General features: G+C 61.0%; 25 protein-coding genes. 7 read left to right on the plus strand and 18 right to left on the minus strand.

The window, feature by feature from the left end:
- Window positions 1-35 precede the first annotated feature (35 nt).
- The 3 genes from preA to BWP39_RS03030 all read right to left on the minus strand — a co-directional run bounded on the left by preA (window position 36) and on the right by BWP39_RS03030 (window position 4222).
- On the minus strand, window positions 36-1346 hold the full coding sequence (gene preA / locus BWP39_RS03020; RefSeq protein ID WP_096716891.1) for an NAD-dependent dihydropyrimidine dehydrogenase subunit PreA: 1311 nt from the start codon (window positions 1344-1346) through the stop codon (window positions 36-38).
- Window positions 1347-1439: 93 nt separating this feature from the next.
- The gene (locus BWP39_RS03025) at window positions 1440-2807 is read right to left on the minus strand and encodes an NAD(P)-dependent oxidoreductase (protein WP_096716892.1); all 1368 of its coding nucleotides are present in this window, start codon (window positions 2805-2807) and stop codon (window positions 1440-1442) included.
- A 146-nt stretch (window positions 2808-2953) separates the two neighbouring features.
- The gene (locus BWP39_RS03030) at window positions 2954-4222 is read right to left on the minus strand and encodes a Zn-dependent hydrolase (RefSeq protein ID WP_096718485.1); all 1269 of its coding nucleotides are present in this window, start codon (window positions 4220-4222) and stop codon (window positions 2954-2956) included.
- Window positions 4223-4652: 430 nt separating this feature from the next.
- Between BWP39_RS03030 and BWP39_RS03035 the strand changes: the two genes are divergently transcribed.
- The gene (locus BWP39_RS03035; protein ID WP_096716893.1) at window positions 4653-5360 is read left to right on the plus strand and encodes a TetR/AcrR family transcriptional regulator; all 708 of its coding nucleotides are present in this window, start codon (window positions 4653-4655) and stop codon (window positions 5358-5360) included.
- Window positions 5361-5373: 13 nt separating this feature from the next.
- Here the strand turns inward: BWP39_RS03035 and BWP39_RS03040 are convergent, their stop codons facing one another.
- The 3 genes from BWP39_RS03040 to BWP39_RS03050 form a co-directional block, all read right to left on the minus strand.
- Entirely contained in the window at window positions 5374-6960 is a 1587-nt protein-coding gene (locus BWP39_RS03040; protein ID WP_096716894.1) for a Na+/H+ antiporter, read from the minus strand.
- A 122-nt stretch (window positions 6961-7082) separates the two neighbouring features.
- A complete protein-coding gene (locus tag BWP39_RS03045) occupies window positions 7083-7709 on the minus strand; it encodes a TetR/AcrR family transcriptional regulator (protein ID WP_096716895.1) in 627 nt (208 codons plus the stop codon).
- 49 nt (window positions 7710-7758) lie between these two features.
- Window positions 7759-8142 carry a DUF488 domain-containing protein gene (locus BWP39_RS03050; RefSeq protein ID WP_096716896.1) on the minus strand — a complete coding sequence of 128 codons (384 nt, stop codon included), beginning with the start codon at window positions 8140-8142 and terminating at the stop codon, window positions 7759-7761.
- Window positions 8143-8373: 231 nt separating this feature from the next.
- On the opposite strand from BWP39_RS03050, the gene BWP39_RS03055 reads away from it, so the two are divergent.
- Window positions 8374-8997 (plus strand): LysE/ArgO family amino acid transporter, encoded by a 624-nt coding sequence (locus BWP39_RS03055; protein ID WP_096716897.1) that lies wholly within the window; start codon window positions 8374-8376, stop codon window positions 8995-8997.
- A 35-nt stretch (window positions 8998-9032) separates the two neighbouring features.
- Here BWP39_RS03055 and BWP39_RS03060 read toward each other — a convergent pair whose 3' ends face one another.
- Both BWP39_RS03060 and BWP39_RS03065 read right to left on the minus strand, forming a co-directional pair.
- Window positions 9033-10349, minus strand: a complete 1317-nt coding sequence (locus tag BWP39_RS03060; protein WP_096716898.1) for an MFS transporter — start codon at window positions 10347-10349, stop codon at window positions 9033-9035.
- A gap of 72 nt (window positions 10350-10421) precedes the next feature.
- The gene (locus BWP39_RS03065; RefSeq protein WP_096716899.1) at window positions 10422-11813 is read right to left on the minus strand and encodes an amidase; all 1392 of its coding nucleotides are present in this window, start codon (window positions 11811-11813) and stop codon (window positions 10422-10424) included.
- 267 nt (window positions 11814-12080) lie between these two features.
- On the opposite strand from BWP39_RS03065, the gene BWP39_RS03070 reads away from it, so the two are divergent.
- Window positions 12081-12794, plus strand: a complete 714-nt coding sequence (locus BWP39_RS03070; protein ID WP_096716900.1) for an autoinducer binding domain-containing protein — start codon at window positions 12081-12083, stop codon at window positions 12792-12794.
- Window positions 12795-12983: 189 nt separating this feature from the next.
- Complete coding sequence (locus tag BWP39_RS03075; protein WP_207556565.1) at window positions 12984-14267, plus strand: carbohydrate-binding protein; 1284 nt, start codon at window positions 12984-12986, stop codon at window positions 14265-14267.
- A 111-nt stretch (window positions 14268-14378) separates the two neighbouring features.
- On the opposite strand, the gene BWP39_RS03080 is transcribed toward BWP39_RS03075, so the two are convergent.
- The 7 genes from BWP39_RS03080 to BWP39_RS03110 all read right to left on the minus strand — a co-directional run bounded on the left by BWP39_RS03080 (window position 14379) and on the right by BWP39_RS03110 (window position 21914).
- Window positions 14379-15083, minus strand: a complete 705-nt coding sequence (locus BWP39_RS03080; RefSeq protein WP_096718489.1) for an ABC transporter ATP-binding protein — start codon at window positions 15081-15083, stop codon at window positions 14379-14381.
- A 14-nt stretch (window positions 15084-15097) separates the two neighbouring features.
- Entirely contained in the window at window positions 15098-15817 is a 720-nt protein-coding gene (locus BWP39_RS03085; protein ID WP_096716901.1) for an ABC transporter ATP-binding protein, read from the minus strand.
- Window positions 15814-16830: a branched-chain amino acid ABC transporter permease gene (locus tag BWP39_RS03090; RefSeq protein WP_235851368.1), complete on the minus strand. Its 1017-nt coding sequence runs from the start codon at window positions 16828-16830 to the stop codon at window positions 15814-15816. Before BWP39_RS03090 ends, BWP39_RS03085 begins: the two co-directional genes overlap by 4 nt.
- Before the next feature lie 80 nt (window positions 16831-16910).
- Window positions 16911-17777 carry an ABC transporter permease subunit gene (locus BWP39_RS03095; protein WP_096716903.1) on the minus strand — a complete coding sequence of 289 codons (867 nt, stop codon included), beginning with the start codon at window positions 17775-17777 and terminating at the stop codon, window positions 16911-16913.
- Window positions 17778-17825: 48 nt separating this feature from the next.
- Window positions 17826-19052: an urea ABC transporter substrate-binding protein gene (locus BWP39_RS03100; RefSeq protein WP_096716904.1), complete on the minus strand. Its 1227-nt coding sequence runs from the start codon at window positions 19050-19052 to the stop codon at window positions 17826-17828.
- A gap of 54 nt (window positions 19053-19106) precedes the next feature.
- Window positions 19107-20624 carry an amidase gene (locus BWP39_RS03105; RefSeq protein WP_096716905.1) on the minus strand — a complete coding sequence of 506 codons (1518 nt, stop codon included), beginning with the start codon at window positions 20622-20624 and terminating at the stop codon, window positions 19107-19109.
- Between the two features lie 183 nt (window positions 20625-20807).
- The gene (locus tag BWP39_RS03110) at window positions 20808-21914 is read right to left on the minus strand and encodes a substrate-binding domain-containing protein (protein ID WP_207556566.1); all 1107 of its coding nucleotides are present in this window, start codon (window positions 21912-21914) and stop codon (window positions 20808-20810) included.
- A 221-nt stretch (window positions 21915-22135) separates the two neighbouring features.
- Between BWP39_RS03110 and BWP39_RS03115 the strand changes: the two genes are divergently transcribed.
- Entirely contained in the window at window positions 22136-22570 is a 435-nt protein-coding gene (locus BWP39_RS03115; RefSeq protein ID WP_096716906.1) for a MarR family winged helix-turn-helix transcriptional regulator, read from the plus strand.
- A gap of 16 nt (window positions 22571-22586) precedes the next feature.
- Here the strand turns inward: BWP39_RS03115 and BWP39_RS03120 are convergent, their stop codons facing one another.
- Window positions 22587-23003: a MarR family winged helix-turn-helix transcriptional regulator gene (locus BWP39_RS03120; protein WP_091014541.1), complete on the minus strand. Its 417-nt coding sequence runs from the start codon at window positions 23001-23003 to the stop codon at window positions 22587-22589.
- A gap of 348 nt (window positions 23004-23351) precedes the next feature.
- On the opposite strand from BWP39_RS03120, the gene BWP39_RS03125 reads away from it, so the two are divergent.
- Complete coding sequence (locus BWP39_RS03125; RefSeq protein ID WP_096716907.1) at window positions 23352-25142, plus strand: chloride channel protein; 1791 nt, start codon at window positions 23352-23354, stop codon at window positions 25140-25142.
- Between the two features lie 16 nt (window positions 25143-25158).
- Here BWP39_RS03125 and BWP39_RS03130 read toward each other — a convergent pair whose 3' ends face one another.
- Window positions 25159-25635, minus strand: coding sequence for a VOC family protein (locus BWP39_RS03130; protein ID WP_096716908.1), 477 nt, complete (start codon window positions 25633-25635; stop codon window positions 25159-25161).
- Between the two features lie 67 nt (window positions 25636-25702).
- Between BWP39_RS03130 and BWP39_RS03135 the strand changes: the two genes are divergently transcribed.
- A complete protein-coding gene (locus BWP39_RS03135) occupies window positions 25703-26248 on the plus strand; it encodes a GNAT family N-acetyltransferase (RefSeq protein WP_207556567.1) in 546 nt (181 codons plus the stop codon).
- Between the two features lie 78 nt (window positions 26249-26326).
- Here BWP39_RS03135 and BWP39_RS03140 read toward each other — a convergent pair whose 3' ends face one another.
- Window positions 26327-26752 (minus strand): lipocalin-like domain-containing protein, encoded by a 426-nt coding sequence (locus tag BWP39_RS03140; protein WP_096716910.1) that lies wholly within the window; start codon window positions 26750-26752, stop codon window positions 26327-26329.
- Between the last annotated feature and the right edge of the window lie 202 nt (window positions 26753-26954).

Genomic DNA, 26954 nt, shown 5'->3' on the forward strand with positions numbered 1-26954 from the left:
CGCTTTAAAGCACGATCGAGGCTTGCAGTGCGGAGTCAGGCTGCGTGTGCTGCTGCGATCGGCTGGCCATCCGGGCTGCCGTCGGCGGTGACGCGCGCCGGGTTGTTCGGATGCGTGGTCCAGTTCGACGACGCGCCCGAATCGACGCGCTCCATCGTGATGCAACCGTCGACCGGGCACACATGCATGCATAAATTGCACCCGACGCAGTGTTCGTCGACGACTTCGAAATGCCGCACACCATCTTTCTCGGCCAGGATCGCCTGGTGGGCCGTGTCTTCGCAGGCGATATGGCACAGCCCGCACTGGATGCAGCGGTCCTGATCGATGCGTGCCTTGATGTCGTATTGCAGGTTCAGGTACTTCCAGTCGGTGACGTTCGGTACCGCGCGACCGCGGATGTCGTCGAGCGTCGCGTAGCCTTTTTCGTCCATCCAGTTCGCGAGACCGTCGACGAGGTCCGACACGATGCGAAAGCCGTAATGCATCGCGGCCGTGCAGACCTGCACGCTACCGGCGCCGAGCACGATGAATTCGGCGGCATCGCGCCACGTCGTAATGCCGCCGATGCCGGAAATGGGTAGACCGGGCGTTTCCGCATCACGGGCAATTTCAGCGACCATGTTCAGCGCAATCGGCTTGACCGCCGGACCGCAATAACCACCGTGCGTGCCCTTGCCGTCGACGGTCGGCATCGGCGCCATCTGGTCGAGATCGACCGCGACGATCGAATTGATCGTGTTGATCAACGACACACCGTCCGCGCCGCCCTTGAACGCCGCCCGCGAACCCAGCCGGATATCGCTGATATTCGGCGTGAGCTTCACGAGGCACGGCAACCGCGTGCCCTCCTTCACCCAGCGCGTCACCATCTCCACATACTCGGGCACCTGGCCCACTGCCGCGCCCATACCGCGCTCGCTCATCCCGTGCGGACAACCGAAGTTCAGTTCCACGGCATCGGCGCCGGTGTCCTCGACGAGCGGCAGAATCCATTTCCAGTCGCGCTCGTTGCACGGCACCATCAGCGAGACGATCATCGCGCGGTCCGGCCAGTCGCGTTTCACCTCAGCGATCTCGCGCAGGTTCACGTCGAGCGGGCGGTCGGTGATCAGTTCGATGTTGTTTAACCCGGCGATGCGCTGGCCGTTCCATTGCACCGCACCGTAGCGCGAACTCACGTTGACGACGTGCGGATCGAGACCCAGTGTCTTCCACACTACGCCGCCCCAGCCCGCTTCGAACGCGCGGTTGACGTTGTAGGCCTTGTCGGTGGGTGGCGCGGACGCGAGCCAGAACGGATTCGGCGACGTAATGCCGGCTATCGTGCAGCGAAGATCGGCCATATTCGGCTCCGTGGGGAAAGCTTTTTTATATCGGCAGCCGGTGCGCGCCGCGATGTCCGGCGATTCGTCGCACCGTCTTGCGGTAGAACTACCTTAAGCGGCTCGGGCCGCTGTGCGCGCAAACATCCGGTCGATCGACGCGGCTGCGAGCTTGCCGTCCTGCACCGCCTGCACCGTCAGGTCGAGCCCGGTGGCCGCGCAGTCGCCGCCCGCCCATACGTCCGGCAACGAGGTCCTGCGCTCCTGGTCCACCGAAATACGCGTACCGTCGAGCGTCAGAACGTCCGCGCTCAGTTCCGACGCGATGAGGGTCTGGCCGATCGCCTTCAGCACCATGTCGGCGGCGACGATGAAGCGTTCGCCCGTCCCGGTGCGTGCGAGCGTGCCTGCGTCGCCGCCGGTCAGCTCGAACTCGACTGCTGTCACACCGGCACCGTTGCCGAGCACACGCACCGGCCGGGCGTTGACAATCAACGCAACCCCCTGGGTCTGCGCGAATTCGCGTTCGGCCCACGTCGCGCTCATCGTGTCGAGGCCGCGCCGATACACCATCGTTACGCTCTGCGCACCGAGCTTGCGGCTCTGCACCGCGGCATCGACGGCTGTGTTGCCGCCGCCGATCACGACGACGCGGCGACCCACGGCCAACGTCGAAAGATCGTTGCTCTGGCGCAATCGCGCGATGAAATCGACCGCGTCGTACACGCCGGCAAAACTCTCGCCTTCGATCTGCAACGCCCTCACCCCGGCAAGTCCGATTGCGATGAACACTGCGTCGTATTGCTGACGCAATTCCGCCAGATGCAGTTCGCGACCGAGCACCTGTCCCGCGCGCCATTCGATCCCACCGATCGACAGCAGCCATGCCACTTCGCGCTGCGCGAAATCGTCCACGGTCTTGTAGGCGGCGATGCCGTATTCGTTCAGGCCGCCCGCTTTCTCATGGGCATCGAACAGCGTCACGCTGTGCCCGGCCAACGCCAGACGATGCGCGCAGGCAAGCCCGGCCGGACCGCCGCCCACCACCGCAACGCGGCGACCGGTCTCTGCTGCACGGTGGAACAGCGATACGCCGCTCGCCATGGCCCAGTCGGTGGCGTGGCGTTGCAATGCACCGATCGCAACCGGATCGCCGTCTTGATGATTACGCACGCAGGCTCCTTCGCAGAGGATTTCGGTTGGGCACACACGCGCGCACATGCCACCGAGTGGATTCGCCGAGAGAATGTCGGTCGCGGCGCCCTTCAGGTTGCCGTTGCCGATCTTGCGGATAAAGCTGGGGATGTCGATCTGCGTCGGACAGGCCTGGATGCATGGCGCGTCATAGCAGTAGTGACAGCGGCTGGCCGCCACGGCTGCCGCTTGCGCATCGAGCAGCGGTGCAACGTCGCTGAACTGGCAGGCCAGCTGGTCGGCGGGCAGACGGCCGGCGGCGATGTCGCCGGTTTCCTTGATAGCCATGCACACTCCGTTTCGTCAAAGAGAGGCGAATGAAACTCGCCGGCCTCACAACACGAGGGCCGGCTTGTCCGACAGGGGTTGCTCACGAGCCTTTATTTCTTATGCGACACGATGCGACTCGCAGCGCAAGCGCATTCACCACGCCATCACGACGCCGGTTCGCGCGCGCGTTCCAGCATCGCGTGCAGCAGCACGTTCGCGCCGGCTTCGATCCACTCGAGCGTCGCGTCTTCGATTTCGTTGTGACTGATGCCGTCGATGCATGGCACGAACACCATCGATGTGGGCGCAACCTTCGACAGGTAGCACGCGTCGTGACCCGCGCCCGACACGATGTCGCGATTGGGATAGCCGAAGCGCTCCGCTGCGTTGCGCACGGATTTCACGCAGGCTGCATCGAAGGCGATCGGCGCGTAGTAGAAAATCTGTTCGAGCTGTGTTTCGAGGCCGATGGCACCCGCGATCTTCGCGACGCCCTCGCGCAATTCCGCGTCCATCAGCGCGAGCACGGCGTCTTCCGGATGACGGAAGTCGACGGTGAAAAATACCCGGCCGGGAATCACGTTGCGGGAATTCGGATGGACCTGCATCATGCCGACCGTCGCGCACGCGAGCGGCGCATGGTTCAGACCGATCCGGTTCACCAGATCCACCACACGCGCCGCCCCGAGCAGCGCATCGCGACGACGCGGCATCGGCGTCGGGCCCGCATGCGCTTCCTGTCCGGTCAGCACGATCTCGTACCAGCGCTGGCCCTGTGCGTCGGTCACCACACCGATGGTCTTGTGTTCGGCTTCGAGAATCGGTCCCTGCTCGATATGCAGCTCGAACGCAGCATGGATCGGACGACCGCCGCACGGCACGTCGCCCGCATAGCCGATGCGCTGCAGTTCCTCGCCGATCGTCTTGCCGTCGACGTCCTTGCGCGAGAGCCCGTAGTCGAGTGTGAACACCCCGGCGAATACGCCCGACGCAACCATGGCCGGTGCGAAGCGCGAGCCTTCTTCGTTGGTCCAGATCACAACTTCGATAGGACGTTCGGTTTCGATAGCTCGATCGTTCAGGCTGCGGATCACTTCAAGCCCGCCAAGCACGCCGTAGATGCCGTCGAAGCGCCCGCCCGTCGGCTGCGAATCCGCATGCGAACCGGTGACCACCGGCGTTGCAGTCGCGTCGCGCCCTGCGCGGCGCATGAACACATTGCCCATCTGATCGACTGTGACCGTGCAGCCCGCCTCTTTGGCCCAGCTCACGATCAGGTCACGCCCTTCGCGATCGAGATCGGTCAACGCCAGACGGCATACGCCGCCTTTGGGCGTGGCCCCGATCTTCGCCACCGTCATCAGGCTGTCCCACAGGCGCTGGCCGTTCACGTTGATCGACACGTCCAGCGCGGCTTCGGTTACTGCGTTCATCGCATGCACTCCTCATCCGGATCGGGCGATCCGTATTGAAGGCCGCCGTGCGTCGCACGACGGGTGGGGATGACGGACGCTTCTACAGCGTCTTCCTTTTTCGTGATTCAACCTGTGCGCAAGTGCGCGCAACCGGTGCATTGGTGATGGGCTTTGGGGCTGCGCGCCCGTAGCCGGTGCAACGATGCAAACCCTGCTTTCGCTCTTCCGCTGTTGCTGCTCTAATCCTGTCCGAATGGACAGGTTTTATACGATTAACGTCTATATTTCAATGACTTCTTGATGAGCGAAAACTATGCCATTGCGATATAGCAGAAACCCTGGGTAGTCTACGAAGCCCTCGCGCGGCGCGAACGTGCACCGCGGCAATGTGGCTACAATGAGGCGCTACTGAGGCGCGATCAGGCGACCCGCCGAACGAGAACCGACAATGAAAAGCGACGACACGCCCGCCGTGGCGGCCGAACCCGAAGCCAGCACGCCGCCACGGCGACGCAAGGCACACATCCGTCACAGCAACGAAGCGCATCTGCTCGCGTGCGCGGAAGCGGTTTTCGCGGAGCGCGGTCTCGAAGGCGCGAGCACTGCGATGATCGCGGAACGCGCGGGCCTGCCCAAGGCCAACCTGCACTACTACTTTCCGACCAAGCTCGACCTGTACCGGCGCGTGCTCGAAGACGTGTTCGAGGAATGGCATCGCGCGGCCGACACGTTCGAGAGCAGCGACGATCCCGCCGATGCGATTGCCGGCTATGTCCGCGCGAAAATGGCGCTGTCGCGCCGGCGGCCGCTTGGCTCGAAGGTGTGGGCGAACGAGATCATCCATGGTGCGACGCACATGCAGGACATCCTGACGGATCGCGTGAAGCCGTGGATGGAAACCCGCATCACGATGATCGATGACTGGATCGAACGTGGTCTGCTTGCGCGCGTCGATGCGCGCACGTTTCTGTTCACGATCTGGGCGCTGACGCAGCACTTCGCCGATTTCGACGCGCAGATCCAGGCACTGGCGGGCAAGCGCGCGCTGTCGAAGAAAGCGTTCGAAGCGACGACCGAAGAAGTCGTCGCGCTCGTGCTGCGTGCGTGTGGGGCACGTGCGGTGGCGGTGGCCGATTCGAGCGCTGACGCTGACTGACGACTAACCGCGACTAACCACGCGCATGCCGCGCAGCCACTTCCTGCAGATCGAGATCGTGTTCGAGCGCGTGCAGCATTTCATCGTGCACGATGCCCGCTCGATGCATACGCAACAGTTCCGCGCGACCGGCGGCAACCGCCGTCAGCACCACATCGTAGTGCGCACTGCGCGCCTCGGACGGGTACGCCTCTTCGTCCTGGTGCTCGGCGGTAATGCGCGCACGATAGCTGTACTGCTCGAGCAATCGCGGGTGAATGACCGTGCCGTCGGGTGCATGCACCAGCGGCAGGATCGCCGCGAGTTGCGCGGCTTCGAGCCGCGCCCATGCTCCCGTTTCCGTCAAATGATGCTCGGCTCTCGCATCGCCGCCCGTGAGACCGACGAGCCGGATCAGCGGACCGATCGTCGTGCCCTGCAGCAGCACGGTCACGAGAATGACCGCGAATGCGGCCACCAGAATCAGATCACGGCCCGGCATCGTTTCCGGCAGCGACAACGCGATCGCGAGCGTGACGACCCCGCGCATCCCGGCCCAACTGACGACCGTCGCCGCACGCCACTCGAAGGCACGCGGAGCGCGCCGCACGATGCGCGGCAATAGCGCGCGCAACGCATCGACACCGAACACCCAAACGAAGCGCGACAGAACAACAGCGCAGAGTACCGCGCCGATCGCTGGTGCGAAGGCCGCCATCACGTCGCCGATCCCGCCGAGCCGCACCATCACGCCGCGTAGCGACAGTCCGATCAACACGAACACCAGCGCTTCGAGCAGGAACACCACAACCTGCCAGAACGCCGTGCCGCGCGTGCGCACCGCCGCCGAAAACACTTCGTGCTGATGCCAGCCGAGCACCATCCCGCACGTCACGGTAGCGATGACACCGGACACACCGGCCAGATCGCCCGCGATATAGCTGCACCACCCTGCCATTACCGAGGCCATGATGATGAGGTAATCGTCGTCGAGTACCCGCACGAGCAGCACGATAAGCATCCCCACGATCCAGCCGACCGCGACACCCCCCACGGCGAGCGTGGCGAAGCTCAACGTCGCGTGCTCGATGCTGAACGCGCCGGTCAGCGCCGCGGCGACCGCAAAGCGAAACAGCACGAGCCCGGCCGCGTCGTTCAACAGACTCTCGCCTTCGAGCAGCACCATCAACTGGCGCGGCAACGCGACACGTTCGAGCACCGCCTTCGCAGCGACCGCATCGGGCGGCGAAACGATCGCACCGAGCGCAAAGCACGCGGCCCACGGCAGACCCGGCGCGACCCAGTGCGCGACGACGCCGACTACAAACGTCGTAAACGCCACGGCACCGACTGCGAGTAACAGGATGCCGTTCAGGTTGCGCTTGAAGTCGTCCCACACGGAGAAGTACGCGCCATCCATCAGCAGCGGCGGCAGGAACACGATCAGGACGAGATCGGGATCGAGATTCACCGGCGGCAGGCCAGGGATAAATGCCATCGCTGCGCCGCCTACCAGCAGCGCGGCAGCGGGCGGCAAGCGCAGGCGCTTCGCCACGAGTTCGAGAACGATGATCGCGATCAGCGACAGCAACACCAGCTTGAATGCCAGGACAGAAGACATGGAAGCGCCTGTTAGAAAAGAAAGACCGTATGTCGCGGAGTGACGCAGTATCCGTTATCGCTGCATGTGTGGCCATGCCCGCTCGCTGCACGCATGAACGCAATGCACGGCACCGGGCCCGTTCAACGCCCGATCTCCGCCATGCCCACCAGATAGCCACGCACCGCGATCCACACGCGTTCGCGCAGCGACTGCGCATCGGTTTCCATCCGTTCGCCAGCGACGTCGTTGATGCCGTGCGCAAGCGCGAGCACGTCCTGCGCCGCGGTTTCGCGATCCTTGATGGCCGGCGCATCGGGGCGACCAAGCGCCTCCACGATCACCCGATGCAACTGCTCCGCCACACGCAGGTTGCGCTCGCCGAGCGGCAAACGACGCTCCTCGAAATCAATCACACGAGCGAGCGCTGGACGACGCATCTGATGCGCAATCGCCGCATCGATCAGACCGCTGAGCGCCGCAGCGCAGGTTGGCTCGGTGGCCGCCTGTCGTGCCTGTTCGAGCAACGTGCTGGTCTCGCGTTCGATCAGCGCGACGGTCAACGCATCGCGATTCGGAAAGTACTGATACAGCGAACCGATGCTGACGCCTGCCCGCTCCGCCACCGCGTTGGTCGTGTAGCCATCGGGGCCGAGCGTCTCCAGAATGCGCGCGGCCGCTTCGACGATTGCGTCGACGGTGGCCGTAGCGCGGCGTTGCAGCGGTGCCTTGCGGGGCGAGAGCGGGTTTTCCGGAGGCTTGGGTGTCATGACTGGATGCGGGTTTTGAATATGACGGCAGGCACGCACGCATCGTGCATCACACGATCGACGCACCCCGCTCGACCAGCATCTGGCGAAGAATGCCGCGATGGCAATGGTCTTCGTGCTCGCAGTAGCAACCGATCGAGAAATGCGTAGTCAGCGAGAGGACCGCGAGCAGGTCCAGCACCTTGCTGGCGTCGCCGTCCATCTCCGCGCGGAATTTGCGTGTGAAGACTTTCCACGCGGCGGCGTCCTCGGCTGCCTTCGCCTGAGCCATCAATGGCAAGCTGGGCGAGAGGATCGGTAGCCAGACGTCGTAGTAGTCGCGCGAACCGAACTCGCTTTTCGGCACGCCGCGTGGTGGCCGCCGTACGGTGCCGATGCGTACACCCTCTGTGGGGGCTCGCGGCGAACCTAACCGGACAATGCGAATGCTCATATGCTGGTTTCCTTGTGATCGGGAAGCGGCCGTCAACGCCGGGTGTGGGCCCGCCTATCGTGCGACAGTAGCTGGCTTTATCTGCGATCGCAATCCGTGCCCTTGCTGCGGGTAGACGAGTGTGTTCACGGATCTGTCAGAAAAGCCTTTTTGCAATCGTCACAAACTCCCCCTATAGTGGCAACCAACTTAACCGTTCCGGTCCAGCTTGAGAGGTTGTCGGCATGATTCATGTTCGATACCTCTGCTTTCATCGAAGGGTTGCTGCTCGGCGCCGGCCTGTTCACCTCGGTAGGTCCTAAAGACGCGTTCGTCATCAGACGCTCGCTGGGCGGGCAGCATCTGCCGCTTATCGTTGCGGTATGCGCGGGCAGTGACGCACTGCTGATCGCACTCGGCGCCGGCGGTTTCTCCGCACTGCTCACACGCCATCCGCTCCTGCTATCCGTCGCCCTGTGGGGTGGTATCGGCTATCTCGTCTGTCATGGGCTGCTTGCGTTGCGCGCGGCAGTCGCCGGTCAACATCATGCCGGTGGTGGCGACGTGCTGCCACGCAATACGTTTTTGCAAACGCTGATTGCCACTGCCGTCGTCTCGCTGCTCAATCCCTATGCGTGGGTCGATACCGTGCTTGTGGTCGGATCAATTGCGGCGAGCAAGTCGGGGGACGCTCGCTGGCCTTTCATGCTCGGCGCGATCGCTGCGTCGTTTGTGTGGTTCTCCGGTTTGACGAATTTTTCGCGTGCTTTTCGTCGGTTATTTACGCGCGCTATGGCATGGCGAGCCCTCGATGCGTTCGTCGCCCTCATGATGTTCGGTATGGCCGCGCATCTGGCTACGGCGCGCTTGCAGTAGCAAGCAAGCCGCACGGCGAGCTGAACGTCGTTGCGTCAGATGCCCGCAGCATCGCGCCGCGCCGGTGCAGTTTCGCTTGCGATCACACCAGCTCCAATACAGATCGCCGTCGCGACGAGCAGATACCCGGTCGGCGCCATCGGATTGCCGGTCACCCCGATCAGCCACGTGATAATGCTTTGCGCCGTGCCGCCGAACAGCGATACCGCAACCGCATAGACGATCGAGAAACCGGTCGAACGAACCCGCGTCGGAAAACTTTCGGCGATCAGAATGATCAGCGCGGCGCCGCTCATGCCATGCAGCGCGGACAACACGGCAAGCGTGCCGAGAAATACCGCGGGTGTCGGTTGGGACACGATCAGGTGCAGTGCCGGAAAAATCAGCAGAAGCAGGACGACGCGTGGCCAGATCAGAACCGGCTTGCGTCCGATCGAATCGGAAAGACGCCCACCCACGAGACACCCTGCTGCAAGCGTAGCGCCCGTCGTCAGCGTCGCGAGCATCGCGATGCTGCCCGGCAAATGCAGTTCGGTCAGCGCAAACGTCGTCATGTAGTTGAGGAAGTACTGCGTAATGGTGCTGCCGAGCAGAATCAGCAGACCGATGACGATCGGGCGACGATGCTGCGTATTCAGTTCGTGCAGGATCTCGCGTGTCGACGCAGGGGCGCTGTGTGCGTCGATGGTGTCCGACAGGCGGCGGCGAATATAGATGCCGATAGGTAGGACCAGCAACCCGAATACGAACGGCACACGCCAGCCCCACGCATACAGTTGCGACTCCGATAGCCACAACGTCAGCACAAACCCCGTGAGCCCGGCCGCGACCGCCGCGAACCCTTGAGTCGCCACCTGCCAGCACGCATACGTGCCACGCCGTTCGACGGGCGCGGCTTCGAGCAGGTAGGTGGTGGCGGGCCCTGCCTCACCGCCCCACGCGAGACCCTGCACAAGCCGCGTACAGACGAGCAGGATCGGCGCCGCGATACCAATCGATTCGTAGCCGGGCAACACGGCGATCGCGCCGGTGCCGATGGTCATCATCAGCAGCGTCAGCATCATTGCCGGCTTGCGACCCGCGCGATCCGCATAGGCGCCGATCAGTACCGCGCCAAGCGGTCGCACGACAAAGCCGAGCCCGAACACCGAGACCGACAACAACAGGCTCATGAACGCGCTCTTTGTCGGGAAGAACGCGTGTCCGATCATCACGGCGAACGTCGCGTAGGTGCCGAAGTCGAAGAACTCGACCGCGTTACCGAGCGCGACCGCCACCACGCTTCGACGTGCATCCGAGCGAGACGCCGCGCTACTGGTCCCGGCCATCGTGGGTCGAAGCGTGTCTTCCATGGGCTTCCTTCAGCGGGAAACAACGATGCGGGACTTTGCTACTTTGTTACTTGCCACGTATGGCCGGTGCGCTCAGGCCGGCGGTAAAGGCCAGCGCGGCATGTCTGCCCGCCAGTTTTCGTACGCCTTGCCGAGCTGAAGCACTAACCGGTCGGAGAAACGTGGGCCCACGATCTGAAGGCCAATTGGCATGTCATTCGAAGTGAACCCGCAGTTGATCGAGAGCCCCGGTTGCTCGCCCATGTTCCAGGGCAAGGTAAAGGCGATGTGTTCGAACGGACGATGCGGATCGTTGACGGGACTGGCCCATTCCGCAGGGAAACAGCCAGTCGGATTGACGGGAGACAAGACAGCCTCCACGTCCTGGAACGGCCGGGCCGCCGCGGCGCGAATCTCGTAGGTCCGGTTGAAGCTGCGGATTGCCTCGACACCGGAAAGGGCCGCGCCCTGCCCCGCCCATTCGAGTATGTACGGCAGAATCCGCGCGCGCCGGTCGGGCGGCAGCCTTTCCAGATCACCGAGCAAGCGGGCCTGAAAAAAGCGGTCAATTCCGTCGAGCATGTCCCGGTTGAGCACCGGCGCAACCGGCACGATCACGGCGCCGTGCGCGGCGAACAGATCGGCGGCGGCCTGCACTGCGGCTACGACTTCGGCTTCGGGCTCGAGCCCGCAACCTGCCTCCAGCATCAGCCCGATGCGCATGCCGCGCACGTCCGCCGCATCGATTGTCCAGTCGATCGCTTGGTACGACAGGCTGGTCGCATCGCGCGGGTCCGGGAGGGACAGGAATTGCATCAGTAACGCACAGTCGTCGATGGTCCGGGTCATCGGACCTGCGCAGCGCCCGACGTAATACGGATCGACCGGGACGCGGCCATGCGATGGCTTCAATCCGACGAGACCGCACAACCCGGCCGGCAACCTGATCGAGCCGCCGATGTCGGTGCCGACGTGGAAGGGTCCATAGCTCGCGGCGGCGGCCGCGGCGGCACCGCTGCTCGAGCCGCCCGGGTTCATCGCGAGGTTCCACGGGTTCCGGGTCAGTCCGTGCATGCTCGACATCCCCGACGTCAGCATGCCGTAATCCGGTGTGGTGGTTTTGCCGATCAGGACCGCGCCGGCTTCCCGCAAACGCATCGCGATCGGTGCGTCGACTGTGGCAGGCTGTAACTCCGTTGCGGCCGAGCCTTGCGGCACCGGATCGCCTTCGGTGGCGATTAGCTCCTTGATCGTTACCGGAATCCCATCTATTGGGCTAAGCGGTGTGCCGGCCGCCCAGCGACGCGTAGCAGCGGCCGCCTGAGTGCGCACACGCTGCGGATCGAAGCGGTACAGCGCGTTGATATGCGGCTCCCAGCGCGCGATATGACTGAGCAGCGCCTCGGCGTAATCGACGGGGGTAAGGCTGCGATCGCTAAAGCGCTGGGCAAGCGTAACGGCCGTTAGATCGTATAACTCGGGCATGTTCTCGGACTCCGATCAGCATTCTCCGGCAGTCTGCGCGATCTCTGTTTTCCTAGCAAGGCTCTCTTTTTTGCTCGCCGTTATTCAATACGAGCTTCAGTTTTTAGTGCGGTATAGCGCGTCAATTACACCTGTAATCGTTCGCTCTGAATTCCCGCTGCATCTGGAGATAGCAACTGGTAGAGTCGACGGCACGGTTGCGTCTACCCGTGTATCTATCCATGCGTCTTTCGATTATCTGGCAAGCATAGATCGGGAATCTCAGGCATGAACCTGCAACCACCGACATGGATCGATCTGTTCGCGAGGCTGGATGCTGCGAACAACAAAGATCAGATCATCAGGATGCTTGACGAGATTGCCGCCAAACTTGGCTTCCGATATTGGGCCTACGGCGTCAAAACAAGAAATTTGCCTGGTAGCCGCAGTATCGAAGTGCTCGATAGTTATCCGTCCGGCTGGATGTCGCATTACCTGGCTGAGGAATACATAGAAATCGATTCATCCGTTGCTCTCGCGATGAAACGATCGACCACGATCTCATGGGTCGAAGCCCGACCGGCAGGTGGTGACCGGCTATGGAATGACGCTGCAGATTTCGGCCTGAAACATGGACTCGCCCATCCTTCGTGGGACCGGTTGGCCATGTTTGGTTTGCTAACCGTGGCACGCGAATCCGATCCCGTTAGCGCCGCAGAATTCGCCTCGATTTCGCCTTATCTGGCGTGGGTCAGCAGCCTCATTCGTGCGAGGCTAAACAGACCGGGACGCTGGCATCCTCCCAGTGACACCAGGTTGTCGTCGCGGGAACTGGAAGTCCTCAAGTGGACCGCGCTCGGTAAGACCGCCGCCGAGGTCGCGTTGATCATCGGCGTGGGTACCCGGACGGTCAACTTTCACATCGGCAATATCCTCGCGAAACTCGATGTGACGAATAAGGTCCAGGCCGTGATTCGCGCCACGGTGTTGGGCATTCTCTGATCGACACCTGGTGCCTGGATAGGTCAATCGATTTCGTCGTGCACCTGACAACCCTGCCAGTTCACCTGTCAATGGGAAATCCCGATCATGGCTCGTCATCCCGCATACGGGCCGTATGCAGGATGACTATCGATCGTAAAGATCGTAGCGCTGCAGTCACTCCCCTCAAGACGAGAAAAGGATGAGTACATGATGACGAAGAGACTATCTGCAACCGTGTTGCGTGCAGCATTCGGCGCCGCAGCAGCATCGCTGTTATTCGGCATGTCGTCGGGCGAGGCATGGGCAGTCAGTGCGTGGGCGCCCGATACGTATTACACGGCTGGAACCATCGTGAGTTACAACGGCAACGATTACCAGGCGCTCGTCAATCAGACGGACTACTCCAGCACCGGATGGAATCCGACGACGGCTTCGCTGTGGACACTCGTCGGTCCGGATTCCGGCTCGGGTGGCGGCACGGGTTCTACAGGCGGAACGGGGGGCACCGGGGGTACGACTACCGGAACAGCAGCGGGATTCATCTACAGCCCGTACAAGGACACGTCGATCTCGATGAACTGGAACACCAACACGATCTCGACGAACGTAACCGGCCAGTTGAGTCCTGTGCTGTCCATCTTGCCGACCGGCGTACGGGCACTCACGCTCGCCTTCGCGACCGGTGAGTGCGGCAGCGAGAGTTGGGCAGGCCTTGGTGGCAGCACGCTCGCCTCGTCGAACGTGTCGCTCTTCACGGCCAAAAACGTCAACTATGTGATTTCGACAGGCGGTGCATCGGGGGTATTTACGTGCGGCACCGATGCAGGCATGACGACGTTTATCAATCGGTATGCGTCTAATAACCTGGTCGGGATCGATTTCGACATTGAAGGCGGACAGACCCAGGCGATCATCAACAACCTCGTGCAGCGTGTCGTGGCGGCGCAGAAAACGTATCCGAACCTGCGCTTCAGCTTCACGCTCGCAACTGTTGCTCCTGCTCCGTCGGGGGCGAGTCAAGCCACCTCATGGGGCGCTAGTGCTCCGGACAGCTTCAACACCTACGGCGACTGGGTGATGCAGGCCATCCAGACCTATGGGCTGAAGAACTACACCATCAACCTGATGACGATGGACTACGGCTCCGCGCTGCCGGGCAATTGCGTGCTTTCAGGGGGTGCCTGTCAGATGGGGCAATCGACTGTGCAGGCCGCGTTGAACCTGCATGATCACTGGGGCGTGCCATACAGCCAGATCGAAGTGACACCGATGATCGGCGGTAACGACTCTGCCGGTGAAACGTTCACGCCGTCCGATGTGGATACCGTGTCGAACTTCGTGAAGCAGAACGGGCTGGCCGGTCTGCACTTCTGGTCGTTCGATCGCGATGCCGACTGTGCGCCTGGTGCCGCATCGCCGACGTGCAATACGATCGGCGGTGTGGGTGCGCTTGGCTACACCAACCACTTTGCCAGCGACCTGGGCCAGTAACGCGTGAAACCGAAGGTGGCTGGCTACGGCTCGCCATCTTCAAGGTAGTGAGTCCTGCGGGCTGGGAGTGACCTGGGTCCTTCCAGCCCGCTACTGGCGCAAAGCATGCAATCACGCATGCACGCCCGCGTACTGGCTCACGATCTCCACATCCGACAGATGCTCGCGCGGAATCTCCCCGCCTATCTGCCCACGTCGAATGACGAGCACGCGTTGCGATACCGCTGCAATAAAATCGAGGTTCTGTTCGACAAGCACAATGGTCAGGCCGCTCCGCTCGCGCAACTTGACGAGTGTCTCCGCGATCTCATCGATGATCGATGGCTGAATGCCTTCTGTAGGTTCGTCGAGCAACAGCAAGTCTGGATCGCCTGCCAACGCACGCGCGAGTGCCAGCAACTGCTGCTCGCCCCCTGAGAGCGAACCGCCGGCTCGATCGAGCAACGGCTTCAGACGCGGAAAATCTTCGAGCAGGCTATCGATAACCGCATCGGGTTTTCGTCCGGTCTTGATGAGACCGAGGCGCAGATTGTCGTAGGTACTCAACGCCGCAAAAATCTCGCGTCCCTGCGGCACGTAAGCCATTCCGCGACGCGACCTCGCGTGAGGCGCGAGCCGCGTCACATCGGCGCCGTCGAAACAGATCGTGCCCGACGTCACAGGCAATGCGCCGATCAACGTACGCAGCAGCGTTGTTTTGCCCATGCCGTTGTGCCCCAGGATACCGATCGATTCGCCTCGCGCGATCGACAGCGACACGTCGTAGAGCACCGGAATCGAACCATAGCCCGAACACAAACCCGTGATGTCGAGCATTGCGCTATCTGCACTCATTGCGGTTTCTTGCCCAGATAGATCTGCTGGATCAACGGATCGCTCATGATGCGATCCGGCGTGTCTTCGCGAATGATCGCGCCTTGATGCAGCACCGTCACTGTCTTCGCGATCCGGCGAATGAAGCTCATATCGTGCTCGACCACCACGAGGGCATGCCGACGGTTGATGTCGAGAATCAGTTCCGCCGTGCGCGCGACTTCTGCATCGCTCATCCCTGCAGCGGGCTCATCGAGCAGGATCAGCGGTGGATCGGCAGCGATCACGACCGCCAGTTCGACCCATTGCCTCTGACCGTGTGCGAGTAGACCGACTGTCGCCTCGCGATAGGCCTGCATACCGACGCGCTCGAGGACCTCGCGCGTCACGCGCTCCGTTTGTGTCGGCGTGTGTACGCGCCGGGCCGCGAGCCATACGTTGTCCCATACCGAGAGTCCGTTGAAAAGACTCGGCACCTGCGTCTTGATCCCGATGCCAAGGCGACCGGGCTCATGCGGTCGCATGTCGGAGACATCCTTGCCGCGAAACAGGATCTGTCCTGAGGTCGGCTTGACCTGACCGGTCAGCAGCTTGAAAAAGGTGCTCTTGCCGGCACCGTTTGGCCCGATCACGCAGCGCAGTTCGGCTTCGGCTAGTGTGAAGTTGACGTCGCGCGTCGCATGTACGCCGCCGAAGCGCACGTTCAGATCTCGCGTTTCGAGTAACGGTGTCGTCATCGCGCGGCCTCTTGATGCGGATCGGCAGGTGCGGCTTCGGCTGCGGGACTGCGGCGCATCTTTCGAACCAGCATCGCGCCCAACGCCCCGATCGCCGGTACGATCCCGCGCGGCAGCATCAGCACGAAACCGACGAGAATCGCCCCGAGCACGAGATTCGAGTTGACGGTTTGCTGCGTGCCGATCTGCGTCGTCAGCCATTGAATCGCCACGCAACCCACTATCGGCCCAATCAGCGTGCCCAGCCCACCGACGATCACCCAGATGATGATCTGCGCCGATTGCGCAAGGCCAAAGATCGTCGGGCTGGTAAAGGCGCCCCAGTTGGCAAACAGACACCCGGCCAGCCCGGCAATCGCAGCACCCAGTACGAACGTAAAGAGCTTGTACGCACGCGTGTCATAACCGAGCAGTAACAGACGCTGCTCATTCTCCTTGCCCGCCACGATGACACGGCCGACCTTGAGCGCCAGCAACGCACGCAGCAGCACATACACCAGAAGCAATGCGCCGAGAGACAACTCGAACAACCCGTGCGGCCCGATCACGTCATCGACATTACCGGGCATGTTGAGCGGCGCGATACCTGGAATGCCATTGAAGCCACCCAGCGGCGCATTGCCGATTTTCCACTCCGGCCCTGCCGTCGAATTGATCAGGTTGAAGAGGATCAGCGTGACGGTCAGCGTGATGACACCCATGTAGACATCGGAGAGACGGCCGTAAAACATCAGATAACCGAGCACGGCCGCAAACGCGGCGGGCAAAACAATCGCGAGCAGAAACGGCACCGTGCTGTCGCCGAGGTTCGTAACGGCAATCGCATATGTGTAGGCACCAAGCCCAAAGAACGCCGATTGCCCGAAGCACAAAATTCCACCAAAGCCCCAGATAAAACCGAGGCTCACGGCGAGGATCGACATCACCGCGTAGATCGTCGCCTGTATCAGGGCGAAGTCATCGAGTGTGTGTGGCAGCACAATGAGCAACGCAACGCCGACTGCAAGCGTCAATGCCGCACTTTTCCACGAACGGGAGAAGCGTTCTAGCGCATTCGGTCCCGGGATGACCCGGGCATCTGGCGTCGACGTGCTCACAGCGTCCCCTTGAAGAAGCGACCCGTGATGCCTTGCGGAAGCAGTCTTAGCATGACGATCGCGCCGATCAGTAGCGCGACTTCGCCCATGACAGGTGTCATGGCGAACGTGGCGATCTGGTTGATCGCGCCAAACAGCGTCGATGCACTGACAAGCCCGATCACGATGGCCGGTCCGCCACCGATCACGGTAATGAACGCTTTGGCGACGAACGCGCCACCCATCGTCGGCACCACACCGGTCATCGGCGCGAGCAAGGCGCCGGCCAGCCCAGAGAGCGCCGCGCCGATCGCAAAGGTCGTCGAATAGACCACGCCCGGATTGATACCGAGTGCATCGGCCATCTGCGGGTTCTGCATCGTGCCGCGCGCAATCAGCCCGAGCGACGTGTGCAGCAGCACCCATCGCAAGGCGCAGGCAAGCACGATTGCAACCGCGATGATGACCAGCGTATAGGTACTGACCGAATAGGCGCCGATCGAAAAATTGCCAAGCGGAGCGGAGATCCCCGCGGTCGTATTGCCCGCAATCGAGGTGACGATGCCGATTAGCAGCAACGACAGTCCCCAGGTGGCGAGCATCGTGTCGACCATGCGCCCATACAGTCGACGAATGAAGAGGCGTTCGAGCACGATGCCGATCACGCCCACCACGACGGGCGCCACGACCAGAATCGCGATCCACAGATTCACACCGAACCGTATCGATTCGATTGCCGCATAGGCACCGAGCATCATGAACTCGCCGTGCGCGAGGTTGATGACCTTCATCATGCCGAAGATGACCGCCAGCCCCGCGGAGACAACCACAAGACTGGCTATTGCGTACAGCACCTGAATGACCACAATGGCGGCAAGATCCATCGCCCCTCCTTCACATCGCGTATGACCGGTTACCTGACGAGGCGAGCGTTATAGCTTGATTACGTATTGCTGGTTGTCGCGCGGATTCTTGATCAGGTTGCACACGGCGCTTGTGTCGCTCGGCGGCTGTGCCTGGAATGTCTCGACGATATCGAGCTTGTGATTGCGCACCTCCGCAATGCTGACGTTGAGAACACAGTGGTGCGTGGCCGGATCGATCGATACCTTGCCGCTCGGTGCATCGATGCTGATCCCGGACTCGAGCGCCTCGATCACTTTGGTCCGCTCTAGCGTGCCGGCTTTCTTCACACCCTGCGCCCATAGGTTAAAGCCCTGATAGGTGCCCATCGCGAGTTCGGTGATGTTGGGATAGTTGCTGCCGAAACGTTTGTGGAAGCGGTCCTTGAATGCCTTGTTGACCGGATTGTCGAGATTTTCGAAGTAGTTGTACGACACGAGAAACCCATCGCATTCTTCGGGAGACAGCACGATCTGCTCATTGCCGCCCGCGAAGGTCGTCGACGCAAGCGGGATCTTCTTGTGCAAACCGGCTGCCGCCCACTGCCGGTAGAACGACATATGCGCGCCGCCTACCAGTGCGGACACCACCATATCGGGCTTAGCCGCTTCGATTTTCGAAATAGTCGAACCGAAATTTGTCACGTCGAGCGGAAAGAAATCGATCGACGCAACCGACCCGCCGTTGTCCTGCACAAACTTCTTGACCCATTGCGACGTGATCTGGCCGTAGTTGTAATCGGCCGCGACGACGTAGACTTTCTTGCCCCACTTCTTCATCGCGTACGGCACGAGCTTCGCCACAGTCTGCCCCGGCGTCACACCGGTGCAAAATGTATTGCGATCGCACACGCCACCTTCGTATTGCGTGTTGTAGAAATAGAGCGTGCGGTAGCGATCGAGCACCGGCCGCATCACTTCGCGCGAGGCCGACGTGATACCGCCCTGCACTACCGCGACCTTGTCCTTGAGCGCTGCCTGCTGCGCAAACTGCGTATAGAGCTGCATGCTGGACTGCGGATCGTAGCTCAACAGCTTGAGCTTTTTGCCAAGTAAACCGCCTTGTGCGTTCCATTCCTCGACCGCGATGGTCAGGCAATCGGCCATCGGTTTGCCGTAAATGTCGAGACCGCCGGACAGATCCGTAATGCCGCCGACCAGAATCTCATCGGCAGCCAATGCTGCAAATGGCACTACACCGGCCACACCGGTGGCCAAGGAAAGAGCGGACGACTTGATGAATGAACGGCGATCCATGGAGGGGTCCAGAATAAGATGTGGCGGGGTTAAAAGGCGTATGCGTCTGTCAGCTTAAAGCGTGGTCCAGTCGGCAGACTGTTCGAATGCCCAGGCCGCCCGATAGATCGTCGCTTCGTCCCAATGCTTGCCGATCAGCATCATGCCCACCGGCAATCCTTCAATCATGCCGCACGGTACGTTCATCGCAGGATGTCCGGTTACGTCGAACGGGCACGTATTCGGCAGCATTTCGAAAGCGCGTGTGATCACTTCTTCGAGCGGCGCGCCTGCTTCCGGAAGCGGCGTTGCGGTTAGCGGCAAGGTGGGCATCAGCAGCAGATCAAAGTCGGCCAAAGCCGTATCGTAAGCAAGTTTCAGTTGCCGCGACAGGTTCTGCGCCTTCGCATAGAAATGCCCGCGATAGTGCTTGATGAAATACTCGCCTAACACCATCGTGATCTTAAGCGTCTCCGAGAGTTCGTCGGCACGCTCTCGCCAGCCGGCATGAAAGTCGATCATGCCAGTGACATACAGACCTTTCCAGTTGAAGCCGTGACCGTTGTCTTTCATCATCTGCTGAGTCGCGCCTTCTGCCGCAATCGGCAGCCAGATGGCAGGCCCAAGCTTATGCATGGGAACCGACACCTCGCTGACTTGCGCGCCGAGTTCACTCAGGTGTCTGGCGGCCTCGCGCACCTTGTCATCGGATGCGGCCTGCGATTGCGGCCAGCCAAAGCCTTCGCGCACGACACCGATTTTCAATCCGCGTACACCTTGTTTCATCAGATCGGCGTAGGGCTTCGACGTCTGCCCCGCGTACTGGCGAGGATCGAGACCGTCCGGGCCGGCGAGAACTTCCAGCATTAGCGCGTTGTCAGCGACCGTCGCAGACATCGGCCCGGTGTGATCGATGGTCAGTTCGATCGGCATGACGCCCGTATAGGGAACGAGTCCGTGCGTAGCCTTCATGCCGTACACGCCGCAATACGACGCCGGCATACGGATCGATCCGCCCTGATCGCCCCCAATCGCGAGATCGACCTCCCCTGCTGCAACGAGTGCCGCGCTGCCGGACGACGAACCGCCCGCGGAATAGCCGGCGCGTCGTGGGTTATGGACTGGTGCAGGCGAGCTCGTATGCGAGCCGCCCGAAAAGCAGAAGTATTCGCAGGTGGCCTTGCCCACGATGGTCGCGCCCGCGTCGAGCAATCGCGTCACGATCGTTGCGTCCACGTCGGGCACATAGCCTTCGAGTGTCGATGCACCGTTCATCATCGGCACGCCGGCGAGACAAACGTTGTCCTTGAGTGCCACTGTCTTGCCTGCCAGCTTGCCGGTTGGCGCGCCCTTCACCTCGGTCTTTACGTACCACGCGCCATAGCGATTTTCTTCGGCAGACGGCCGGTAGCCCGGTGTTCTCGGATACGTCACGCGAGGCACATAGTCGGGCAATGCGTCGATGACATCGTAGGCGTCGAAATTGGCCTGCAACAGCTGGTTGTAGCTGGCAAGCTGGGTTTCCGACAGATGAATACCGAGACTCAATGCAACCTCGTCAAGCTGACCAGGCGTAGGACGTTTGACTGCCATGACGACTCCTCACTCGATGGGAACCGGGACACATCGGCGTTTTCTACATGCCAATGCGCCTTGACGGTCAGTCGTGCCATCGACACGGCACACCCGACCTGCGAGCAATGGTAGGAAGGACTATTTTCCAAGTCAACGATTTATTTTCCACGGAAAATAAATCGTTGCTACGCAGCATGAGTATCAAATCGGTGTGATGACCTTGAACTGGTGACCCTCTGCACGCGCGAGGTAGATTGGCACGCGATTGACCCGGCCACCGGCATAGGCGGCGCCCCGCGCACTTCGATAGGTGAGCGGAGCGGTACCCAGCTGGGCGAGTCCGCCTTCATTGCAGCGATTGCGTTGGCGGGCATCGTCGAGCAACGCGGCCAGAAAGTGAACGCCCTCGTACGTGGATTGACCGAAGGTGTCGAGCGTCGGCGCACGCGCACCGAAGTGGTTGTGGTACCGCTCCTTGAACGACAGATTGGCATCGGTATTCAGGCTAGCGAAATATCCCGATGCGACGTAGAGATCGTCGGTATGTTGTGCGCCGATGCCAAGCAGTTCGTTCTCGCCGAGTGCACACGACAGGCGCACCACGCGCCCCGCAAGACCCGCGGCACCGAATGCGCGATTGAAGTCGATCGCGTCCTGACCGATCAGCGATAGCAATATGGCGTCGGCCTTTTGCGCCCGGACCTGGTCGAGTACGTAGTCGTAGTCGCCGCCGCCGAAAGGCAGATACATCTCGCGAACGACGTTCGCGCCCGATTCGGCTACGAAGCGATGCGCAAGCCGATGCGTGGCATGCGGCCATACGTAGTCGTTACCGACAAACATCCAGCGACGCGGATGACGATGCTCGCCGAGCCAGTGGATCGCGAGGCGCAATTGATTGACGGTGGTTTCCCCGATCGCGAACACGCCGGGCGTGCGCTCGCCGCCTTCGTAGAGTGGCGTATAAACGAACGGAATGCTTCCGCCGATGGCGTTGAGCAGATCATGGCGCACAGCGCTCGTATGCATGCCGACGAGTGCATCGACCTCTTCGGCTTCGACCAGTTCGATCAGGCTTGCCTCGATCTCGTGCGCGTCGTCGCCAGCGTTGATCGTGATCAACCGGCACTGCCGGCCTGCCATGCCCGACGACGCATTGAGCTCCGCCACGGCAAGGCGCGCCGACGCAAGCGCGGCCGGTCCCCACAGGCCCGCCGCGCCGCCCAGCGGCACGCACAGGGCGATTGTCAGGTCTTTCGAATCCCCCGAGTCTCTCGAGTGGCGGCGCGGAACGGAACGTCGCTTCATCGTCGTTTGGGTACCACGTTGGCGGTCGAACAGGCAGGCAAGGCAGTCTCCTGGTTCTGGCAAGAAGCACGGTACTCCATACTCGACGGGCGTGCGCGCACCATCAACGGGCGTGCAGGAATCCGCTTCGCACCGTCGCGGCGAATTTTCGCACCGATACTTTCCTGGGAAAGTTTACTTGCGTAAGATCAGCGGTATTCACCTCACAACATGCATCTACCATGCCGGAACAAGAACTCTCAGACTATCTCGCCTATTTGCTGGCGTCAGCGAATCGTCAGATGAAGCTCGGTGTGACCCAGTCGATCGCCGACGAACAGGTGACCGAAGAACACTGGCGCATTCTTCAGGCTGTGTCCGACGAACAAGGTCATGCAATGGGCGAACTGGCCGAGACGGTGCTGCTCAATCATCCCGCACTGACGAAGAATGTCGACAAGCTCGTAAGCCGCGGTCTCGTACAGCGAGCGCAGGATGAAAACGACAGCCGCAAGGTGCTCGTGTATATCAGCGATCGGGGTCTGGAACTGGTCGCGCGTCTGAGGCGTAGTGTCGACGCTCATCATGATGTGATCGAAGAAGCACTCGGCCTGCGCAACACGAAAGAGTTGAAGCGTCTGCTTGGAAAACTGATCCGCGAATCGCAAGCGGACTGAAGCTGATCAAAAGCGGCTATTCGAAGTCAATCTGCGGAATCTGAAACGCACCTTTAAGCGATTTCAGTTCTGCACGGTGCAACTCGGCAAGCTTCACCAGCACACGCTCGCCTGCTTTTTCAAGGTGCACCTCCACCTGACGGCGATCGACCTCACTCACCTGGCGTCGCACCAGGCTAAGCGCCTCGCAACGCGACACCAGCGCAACCACCCCATGGTGCTGCGCCTGAAGCCGCTCGGCCAGTTCGCCGATCGTCGCCCAGTCGCGCTCCGGATAGCCTTTGATGTGAAGTAGCAACAGGTACTGCAAGGGCGTAATGCCTTCATCTTGCGCAGCCTGCTCGGAGAAGCGCTCGAAGCGTCGCATCTGATAGCGGAATTCCGACAACTGCTCGAAGTTGGCCTTGGTTAGCGCGCGAATCTGTTCTTTCATCGGAAATCCGTCTATGCAGTGAGCGGAAACTATATCGCAGAACGATATGCGTTAGCGTCAATCGAGACGTGGGCGTAGTCGATCTCACGATTGCTTCTCTCACGTTCAGCAGAGGTTTACACACGCCAAAGGTTGGACGCGTTGAGTCCACAATACATCACGTTGTGATATGTGATATCGTTCGATACATGACTGAGATTGGTGTTATCACGGATATTTTTCGAATTTTTCATCACACCCCGATCGACTATTACATCTCAACATGATGCAATTTCGCATCGATATAAGCACTAGCAAAGTGATCTCAGGCTCCGCTCTATCACCCGACCTCCTGGATTCGACGTACACGTGAACACTTCCAAAGGCGATTTCGCCACCGATACCCGGCTGCTGAGAATCGCAGCCATCGCGGCAGTTCTGGGCATACTGAGCACCCTCGCAGCCGGCTTCCTGCTGCACCTGATTCGCTTCTTTACCAATCTGTTTTTCTTTCAGACGGTATCGATCGAGAACCACTCGCCCTCTACCAACACGCTAGGCTGGTGGGTGCTCGTCGTACCGGTGATCGGCGGTCTGGTTGTCGGATTGATCGCGCGATTCGGCTCCGAACAGATTCGCGGACACGGCATTCCAGAAGCCATCGAAGCCATTCTGTTCGGCAAGAGCAAGATGTCGCCGAAGGTCACCGTGCTCAAGCCGCTTGCGTCTGCTATTGCGATCGGCAGCGGCGGTCCGTTCGGCGCTGAAGGGCCGATCATCATGACCGGTGGCGCAATCGGCTCGCTGATTGCGCAGTACTTTCATCTGACGAGCGGCGAGCGCAAGACGCTGCTGGTTGCGGGCGCCGTGGCCGGTATGACGGCGGTGTTCGGCACACCGGTCGCCGCGGTATTGCTCGCCGTCGAGTTGCTGCTGTTCGAACTGCGCCCACGCAGTTTGTTGCCGGTTGCGGTGGCCTGTGCGGTGGCCGGGTTTACAAGACCTCTGCTGATGGGCGCGGGTCCACTATTCCCTCTGCAAACACTGCCGCTCGGACCGATCGGCCTCGCTTCGTGTGCAGTCGCGGGACTCATGACCGGTGCGCTTTCGTGGGCGCTGTCGAGCTGGCTTTACAAGGTAGAGGACCTGTTCGCACGCCTGCCGATCCACTGGATGTGGTGGCCTGCGCTAGGCGGTATTGCCGTGGGCATCGGCGGTTATTTTCAGCCTCGCGCGCTTGGGGTCGGCTATGACGTGATCGGCGACTTGCTGCTGAATCACCTGACAGTGAGCGTGGTGCTGGCAATCGTGCTCGTCAAGGCGGTGATCTGGGTCATCGCGCTAGGGTCCGGAACATCGGGCGGCGTACTCGCCCCGCTGCTGATGATGGGTGCGGGCGTAGGTGCGGTGTTCGGTCCGATGATGCCGGGTGGCGACCCCGCCGTCTGGCCGCTGGTTTTCATGGCAGCGGCGCTTGGTGGGATGATGCGCGCGCCGATCATGGCGGTGGTGTTCGCATTTGAACTGACGCACGACGCGAATGCGTTGCTCCCGCTCTTGACCGCGGCCGCGGTGTCGTACGGATTCACGGTGCTGTTCATGCGTCGCTCGATATTGACCGAGAAGATTGCGCGGCGTGGTTACCATATCTACCGGGAGTATGGGATCGATCCGCTCGAGCGGCACCACGTCGACGAAGTGATGACGTGTGCAGTGAAAACTATCGACGCGGATACTATCGTTTCCGATGCGCTTGAACGGTACTTCGATTCGCAGCAAATGCACCGGGCGTATCCCGTTGTGCGTGACGGCGTGCTGGTGGGTATGGTGGATCGGCAGATGTTGATTGCGGTAGCACAAGACGATGCCAGAACAACTAGCGTCGGTGATCTGTGCAGCGGTCAGCATCCCGATATCGCATTGCCCGACGAAACATGCCGGCTTGTTGCCGCACGTCTTGCCTCGCGCTCGCTCGATCGCGTACCGGTGGTAGCGGATGAAACGACTCGCTTGCTGGTCGGTATCGTGTCGCGACATGATCTGGTTAAACCGTCGCTATCGATCTTTAACGAAGAACGCGAGCGCGAGCAATTCCGGAGTGTTTCGCAGACGCGTGGGAAGCGGGCGATAGATGTTGAGGGACGCGCATCGCGACGTTAAGGCGAAGCGTCGCGTCTCAACGGTTGTGTTCGATGGGATTCTCGCGGGAACTCTGCTGCCCGAGCTGTTCGGCGAGCCCGATGAGAATTCCTTCTGGACCCCGGATGTAGCAGAGCCGATACACGTTTTCATACTGAACCACTTCACCGACGAGCTTCGCACCGAGTTTGCCAAGCCGCGCGAGCGTATCGTCGATGTCATCCACGGCGAACATGACGCGTAGATAACCGAGAGCGTTCACCGGGGCCATGCGGTGATCGGCGGCCACGGGCGGCGCGAGGAAGCGGGACAACTCGATGCGGCTGTGACCGTCCGGTGTTCGCATCATCGCAATCTCGACGCGCATGCCGGGCAATCCGGTGACGCCATCGGCCCAGTCTCCTTCGATTGGGGCGCGCCCTTCGAGATCGAGGCCAAGCTCGGTGAAGAATTCGATGGTGGCGTCCATGTCTTCGACCACGATGCCGACGTTGTCCATGCGCTTGACTGTCATGATGTCTCCCTGGCGTCCAGCATGGTATAGGGCGATTGCTAACGGCCCCCATGGCACTGAGGGAGTCGTGCGTTCGATTCTGCACCTGGGTTATATTGACCCAATGATCGAAACCGAACGCCTTATCTTACGCCCCCACCGCCTTGCCGATTTTGAGGCGTGGTACGCCATGTTTACCGATCGTGAGCTGTTTCGGTTTATCGCCGCGCCTACGCTGTCGCGCGAGGATGGCTGGAACCGGCTGCTGCGATATGCCGGGCACTGGTCGCTGCTCGGGTTCGGCCTCTTTGCTGTCTTTCGAAAGTCCGATGGACAGTTCATTGGTGAGACCGGACTGGCGGATTTTCATCGTGGTCTTGGTGAAGACTTCGATGGGTATCCGGAAGCGGGGTGGATCGTTTCTCGATCCATGCAAGGACAGGGTGTTGCGCTTGAAGCGGCAGCCGCGGCGCATCGGTGGATCGACGAAACGCTGTCGCCGAAGCGTACCGTGTGTCTGATTGGAAAAGAGAATCTGCCATCCTTTCGGATCGCGAGTCATCTGGGATATAAGCCCTTTGCTGAGCGCAGCTACAAAGGCTCGCCTCACGTGGTACTGGAGCGTGTGAAGTAAGTGGGTTTTTCCAGGGACCGGCGCTCGTGGGTCAAACGGTGTTGCGTTTCAGGAAGCGCTCGATCAGCCCAGGAGAAATTACTCACGTCTAAAACGGAGAGTAGCCCTTCCTGTTGGATTTCCCGACACCAACGGATTCGGCATCCAGGCCGTAAAGACCTCAAGCGTGTCTCCATCGAGCTTGTAGAAGCGTTCCTGCTCGCTGCCGTTCCAGGCCTCATTCGAAGATGTGTCAATCTTCGTGATGAACCTATCCCCATCTATCCGGTACCGTCCGGTATAGGCCATCAAGGTACGGAAAAGCGCTAGCAGTTTCTCATCCGTGTTCCCTGGCTCGCGCGCCATTGCGGTCACGAGCACCATCATTCGCCCGTCGGCGCCAAACATAAGGTAGCCATTGGGGTCGGCGCCCCACGGTTGACTGCGTTCCTTTGAATCCTGAAGTTCAGTTTCGAAAGAAACCAGCCGCCAGCTACCGTGGAGTTTGGTGTCGCGCTCAGACATATCCGCTCCTGCAGTAGTTTGCCTAAATGTACCCGAAAGAATCGGTGGCGTCGGGGACCGGACTCGATCCGCTAGCTATGGCAGGATTTTGTGCAGCCATGGGGGAGTTTACGGGGAGCGTGGAGGCGAAAAAATTCGCTGAAACCAGGTCTATTGCGCGAGGTGCGCACAACCATACCCGCGTGTTCAGCGACCCGTGATG

Origin of the sequence: Paraburkholderia acidicola (assembly GCF_002362315.1) — a bacterium.
Taxonomy (GTDB): Bacteria; Pseudomonadota; Gammaproteobacteria; order Burkholderiales; family Burkholderiaceae; genus Paraburkholderia; species Paraburkholderia acidicola.

Excerpts from the sequence above, each read along its gene's own strand:
- preA (WP_096716891.1), bottom strand. The coding sequence starts at position 1,346 with ATGGCCGATCTTCGCTGCACGATAGCCGGCATTACGTCGCCGAATCCG.
- BWP39_RS03025 (WP_096716892.1), bottom strand. The coding sequence starts at position 2,807 with ATGGCTATCAAGGAAACCGGCGACATCGCCGCCGGCCGTCTGCCCGCC.
- BWP39_RS03030 (WP_096718485.1), bottom strand. The coding sequence starts at position 4,222 with ATGAACGCAGTAACCGAAGCCGCGCTGGACGTGTCGATCAACGTGAAC.
- BWP39_RS03035 (WP_096716893.1), top strand. The coding sequence starts at position 4,653 with ATGAAAAGCGACGACACGCCCGCCGTGGCGGCCGAACCCGAAGCCAGC.
- BWP39_RS03040 (WP_096716894.1), bottom strand. The coding sequence starts at position 6,960 with ATGTCTTCTGTCCTGGCATTCAAGCTGGTGTTGCTGTCGCTGATCGCG.
- BWP39_RS03045 (WP_096716895.1), bottom strand. The coding sequence starts at position 7,709 with ATGACACCCAAGCCTCCGGAAAACCCGCTCTCGCCCCGCAAGGCACCG.
- BWP39_RS03050 (WP_096716896.1), bottom strand. The coding sequence starts at position 8,142 with ATGAGCATTCGCATTGTCCGGTTAGGTTCGCCGCGAGCCCCCACAGAG.
- BWP39_RS03055 (WP_096716897.1), top strand. The coding sequence starts at position 8,374 with ATGTTCGATACCTCTGCTTTCATCGAAGGGTTGCTGCTCGGCGCCGGC.
- BWP39_RS03060 (WP_096716898.1), bottom strand. The coding sequence starts at position 10,349 with ATGGAAGACACGCTTCGACCCACGATGGCCGGGACCAGTAGCGCGGCG.
- BWP39_RS03065 (WP_096716899.1), bottom strand. The coding sequence starts at position 11,813 with ATGCCCGAGTTATACGATCTAACGGCCGTTACGCTTGCCCAGCGCTTT.
- BWP39_RS03070 (WP_096716900.1), top strand. The coding sequence starts at position 12,081 with ATGAACCTGCAACCACCGACATGGATCGATCTGTTCGCGAGGCTGGAT.
- BWP39_RS03075 (WP_207556565.1), top strand. The coding sequence starts at position 12,984 with ATGATGACGAAGAGACTATCTGCAACCGTGTTGCGTGCAGCATTCGGC.
- BWP39_RS03080 (WP_096718489.1), bottom strand. The coding sequence starts at position 15,083 with ATGCTCGACATCACGGGTTTGTGTTCGGGCTATGGTTCGATTCCGGTG.
- BWP39_RS03085 (WP_096716901.1), bottom strand. The coding sequence starts at position 15,817 with ATGACGACACCGTTACTCGAAACGCGAGATCTGAACGTGCGCTTCGGC.
- BWP39_RS03095 (WP_096716903.1), bottom strand. The coding sequence starts at position 17,777 with ATGGATCTTGCCGCCATTGTGGTCATTCAGGTGCTGTACGCAATAGCC.
- BWP39_RS03100 (WP_096716904.1), bottom strand. The coding sequence starts at position 19,052 with ATGGATCGCCGTTCATTCATCAAGTCGTCCGCTCTTTCCTTGGCCACC.
- BWP39_RS03105 (WP_096716905.1), bottom strand. The coding sequence starts at position 20,624 with ATGGCAGTCAAACGTCCTACGCCTGGTCAGCTTGACGAGGTTGCATTG.
- BWP39_RS03110 (WP_207556566.1), bottom strand. The coding sequence starts at position 21,914 with ATGAAGCGACGTTCCGTTCCGCGCCGCCACTCGAGAGACTCGGGGGAT.
- BWP39_RS03115 (WP_096716906.1), top strand. The coding sequence starts at position 22,136 with ATGCCGGAACAAGAACTCTCAGACTATCTCGCCTATTTGCTGGCGTCA.
- BWP39_RS03120 (WP_091014541.1), bottom strand. The coding sequence starts at position 23,003 with ATGAAAGAACAGATTCGCGCGCTAACCAAGGCCAACTTCGAGCAGTTG.
- BWP39_RS03130 (WP_096716908.1), bottom strand. The coding sequence starts at position 25,635 with ATGACAGTCAAGCGCATGGACAACGTCGGCATCGTGGTCGAAGACATG.
- BWP39_RS03140 (WP_096716910.1), bottom strand. The coding sequence starts at position 26,752 with ATGTCTGAGCGCGACACCAAACTCCACGGTAGCTGGCGGCTGGTTTCT.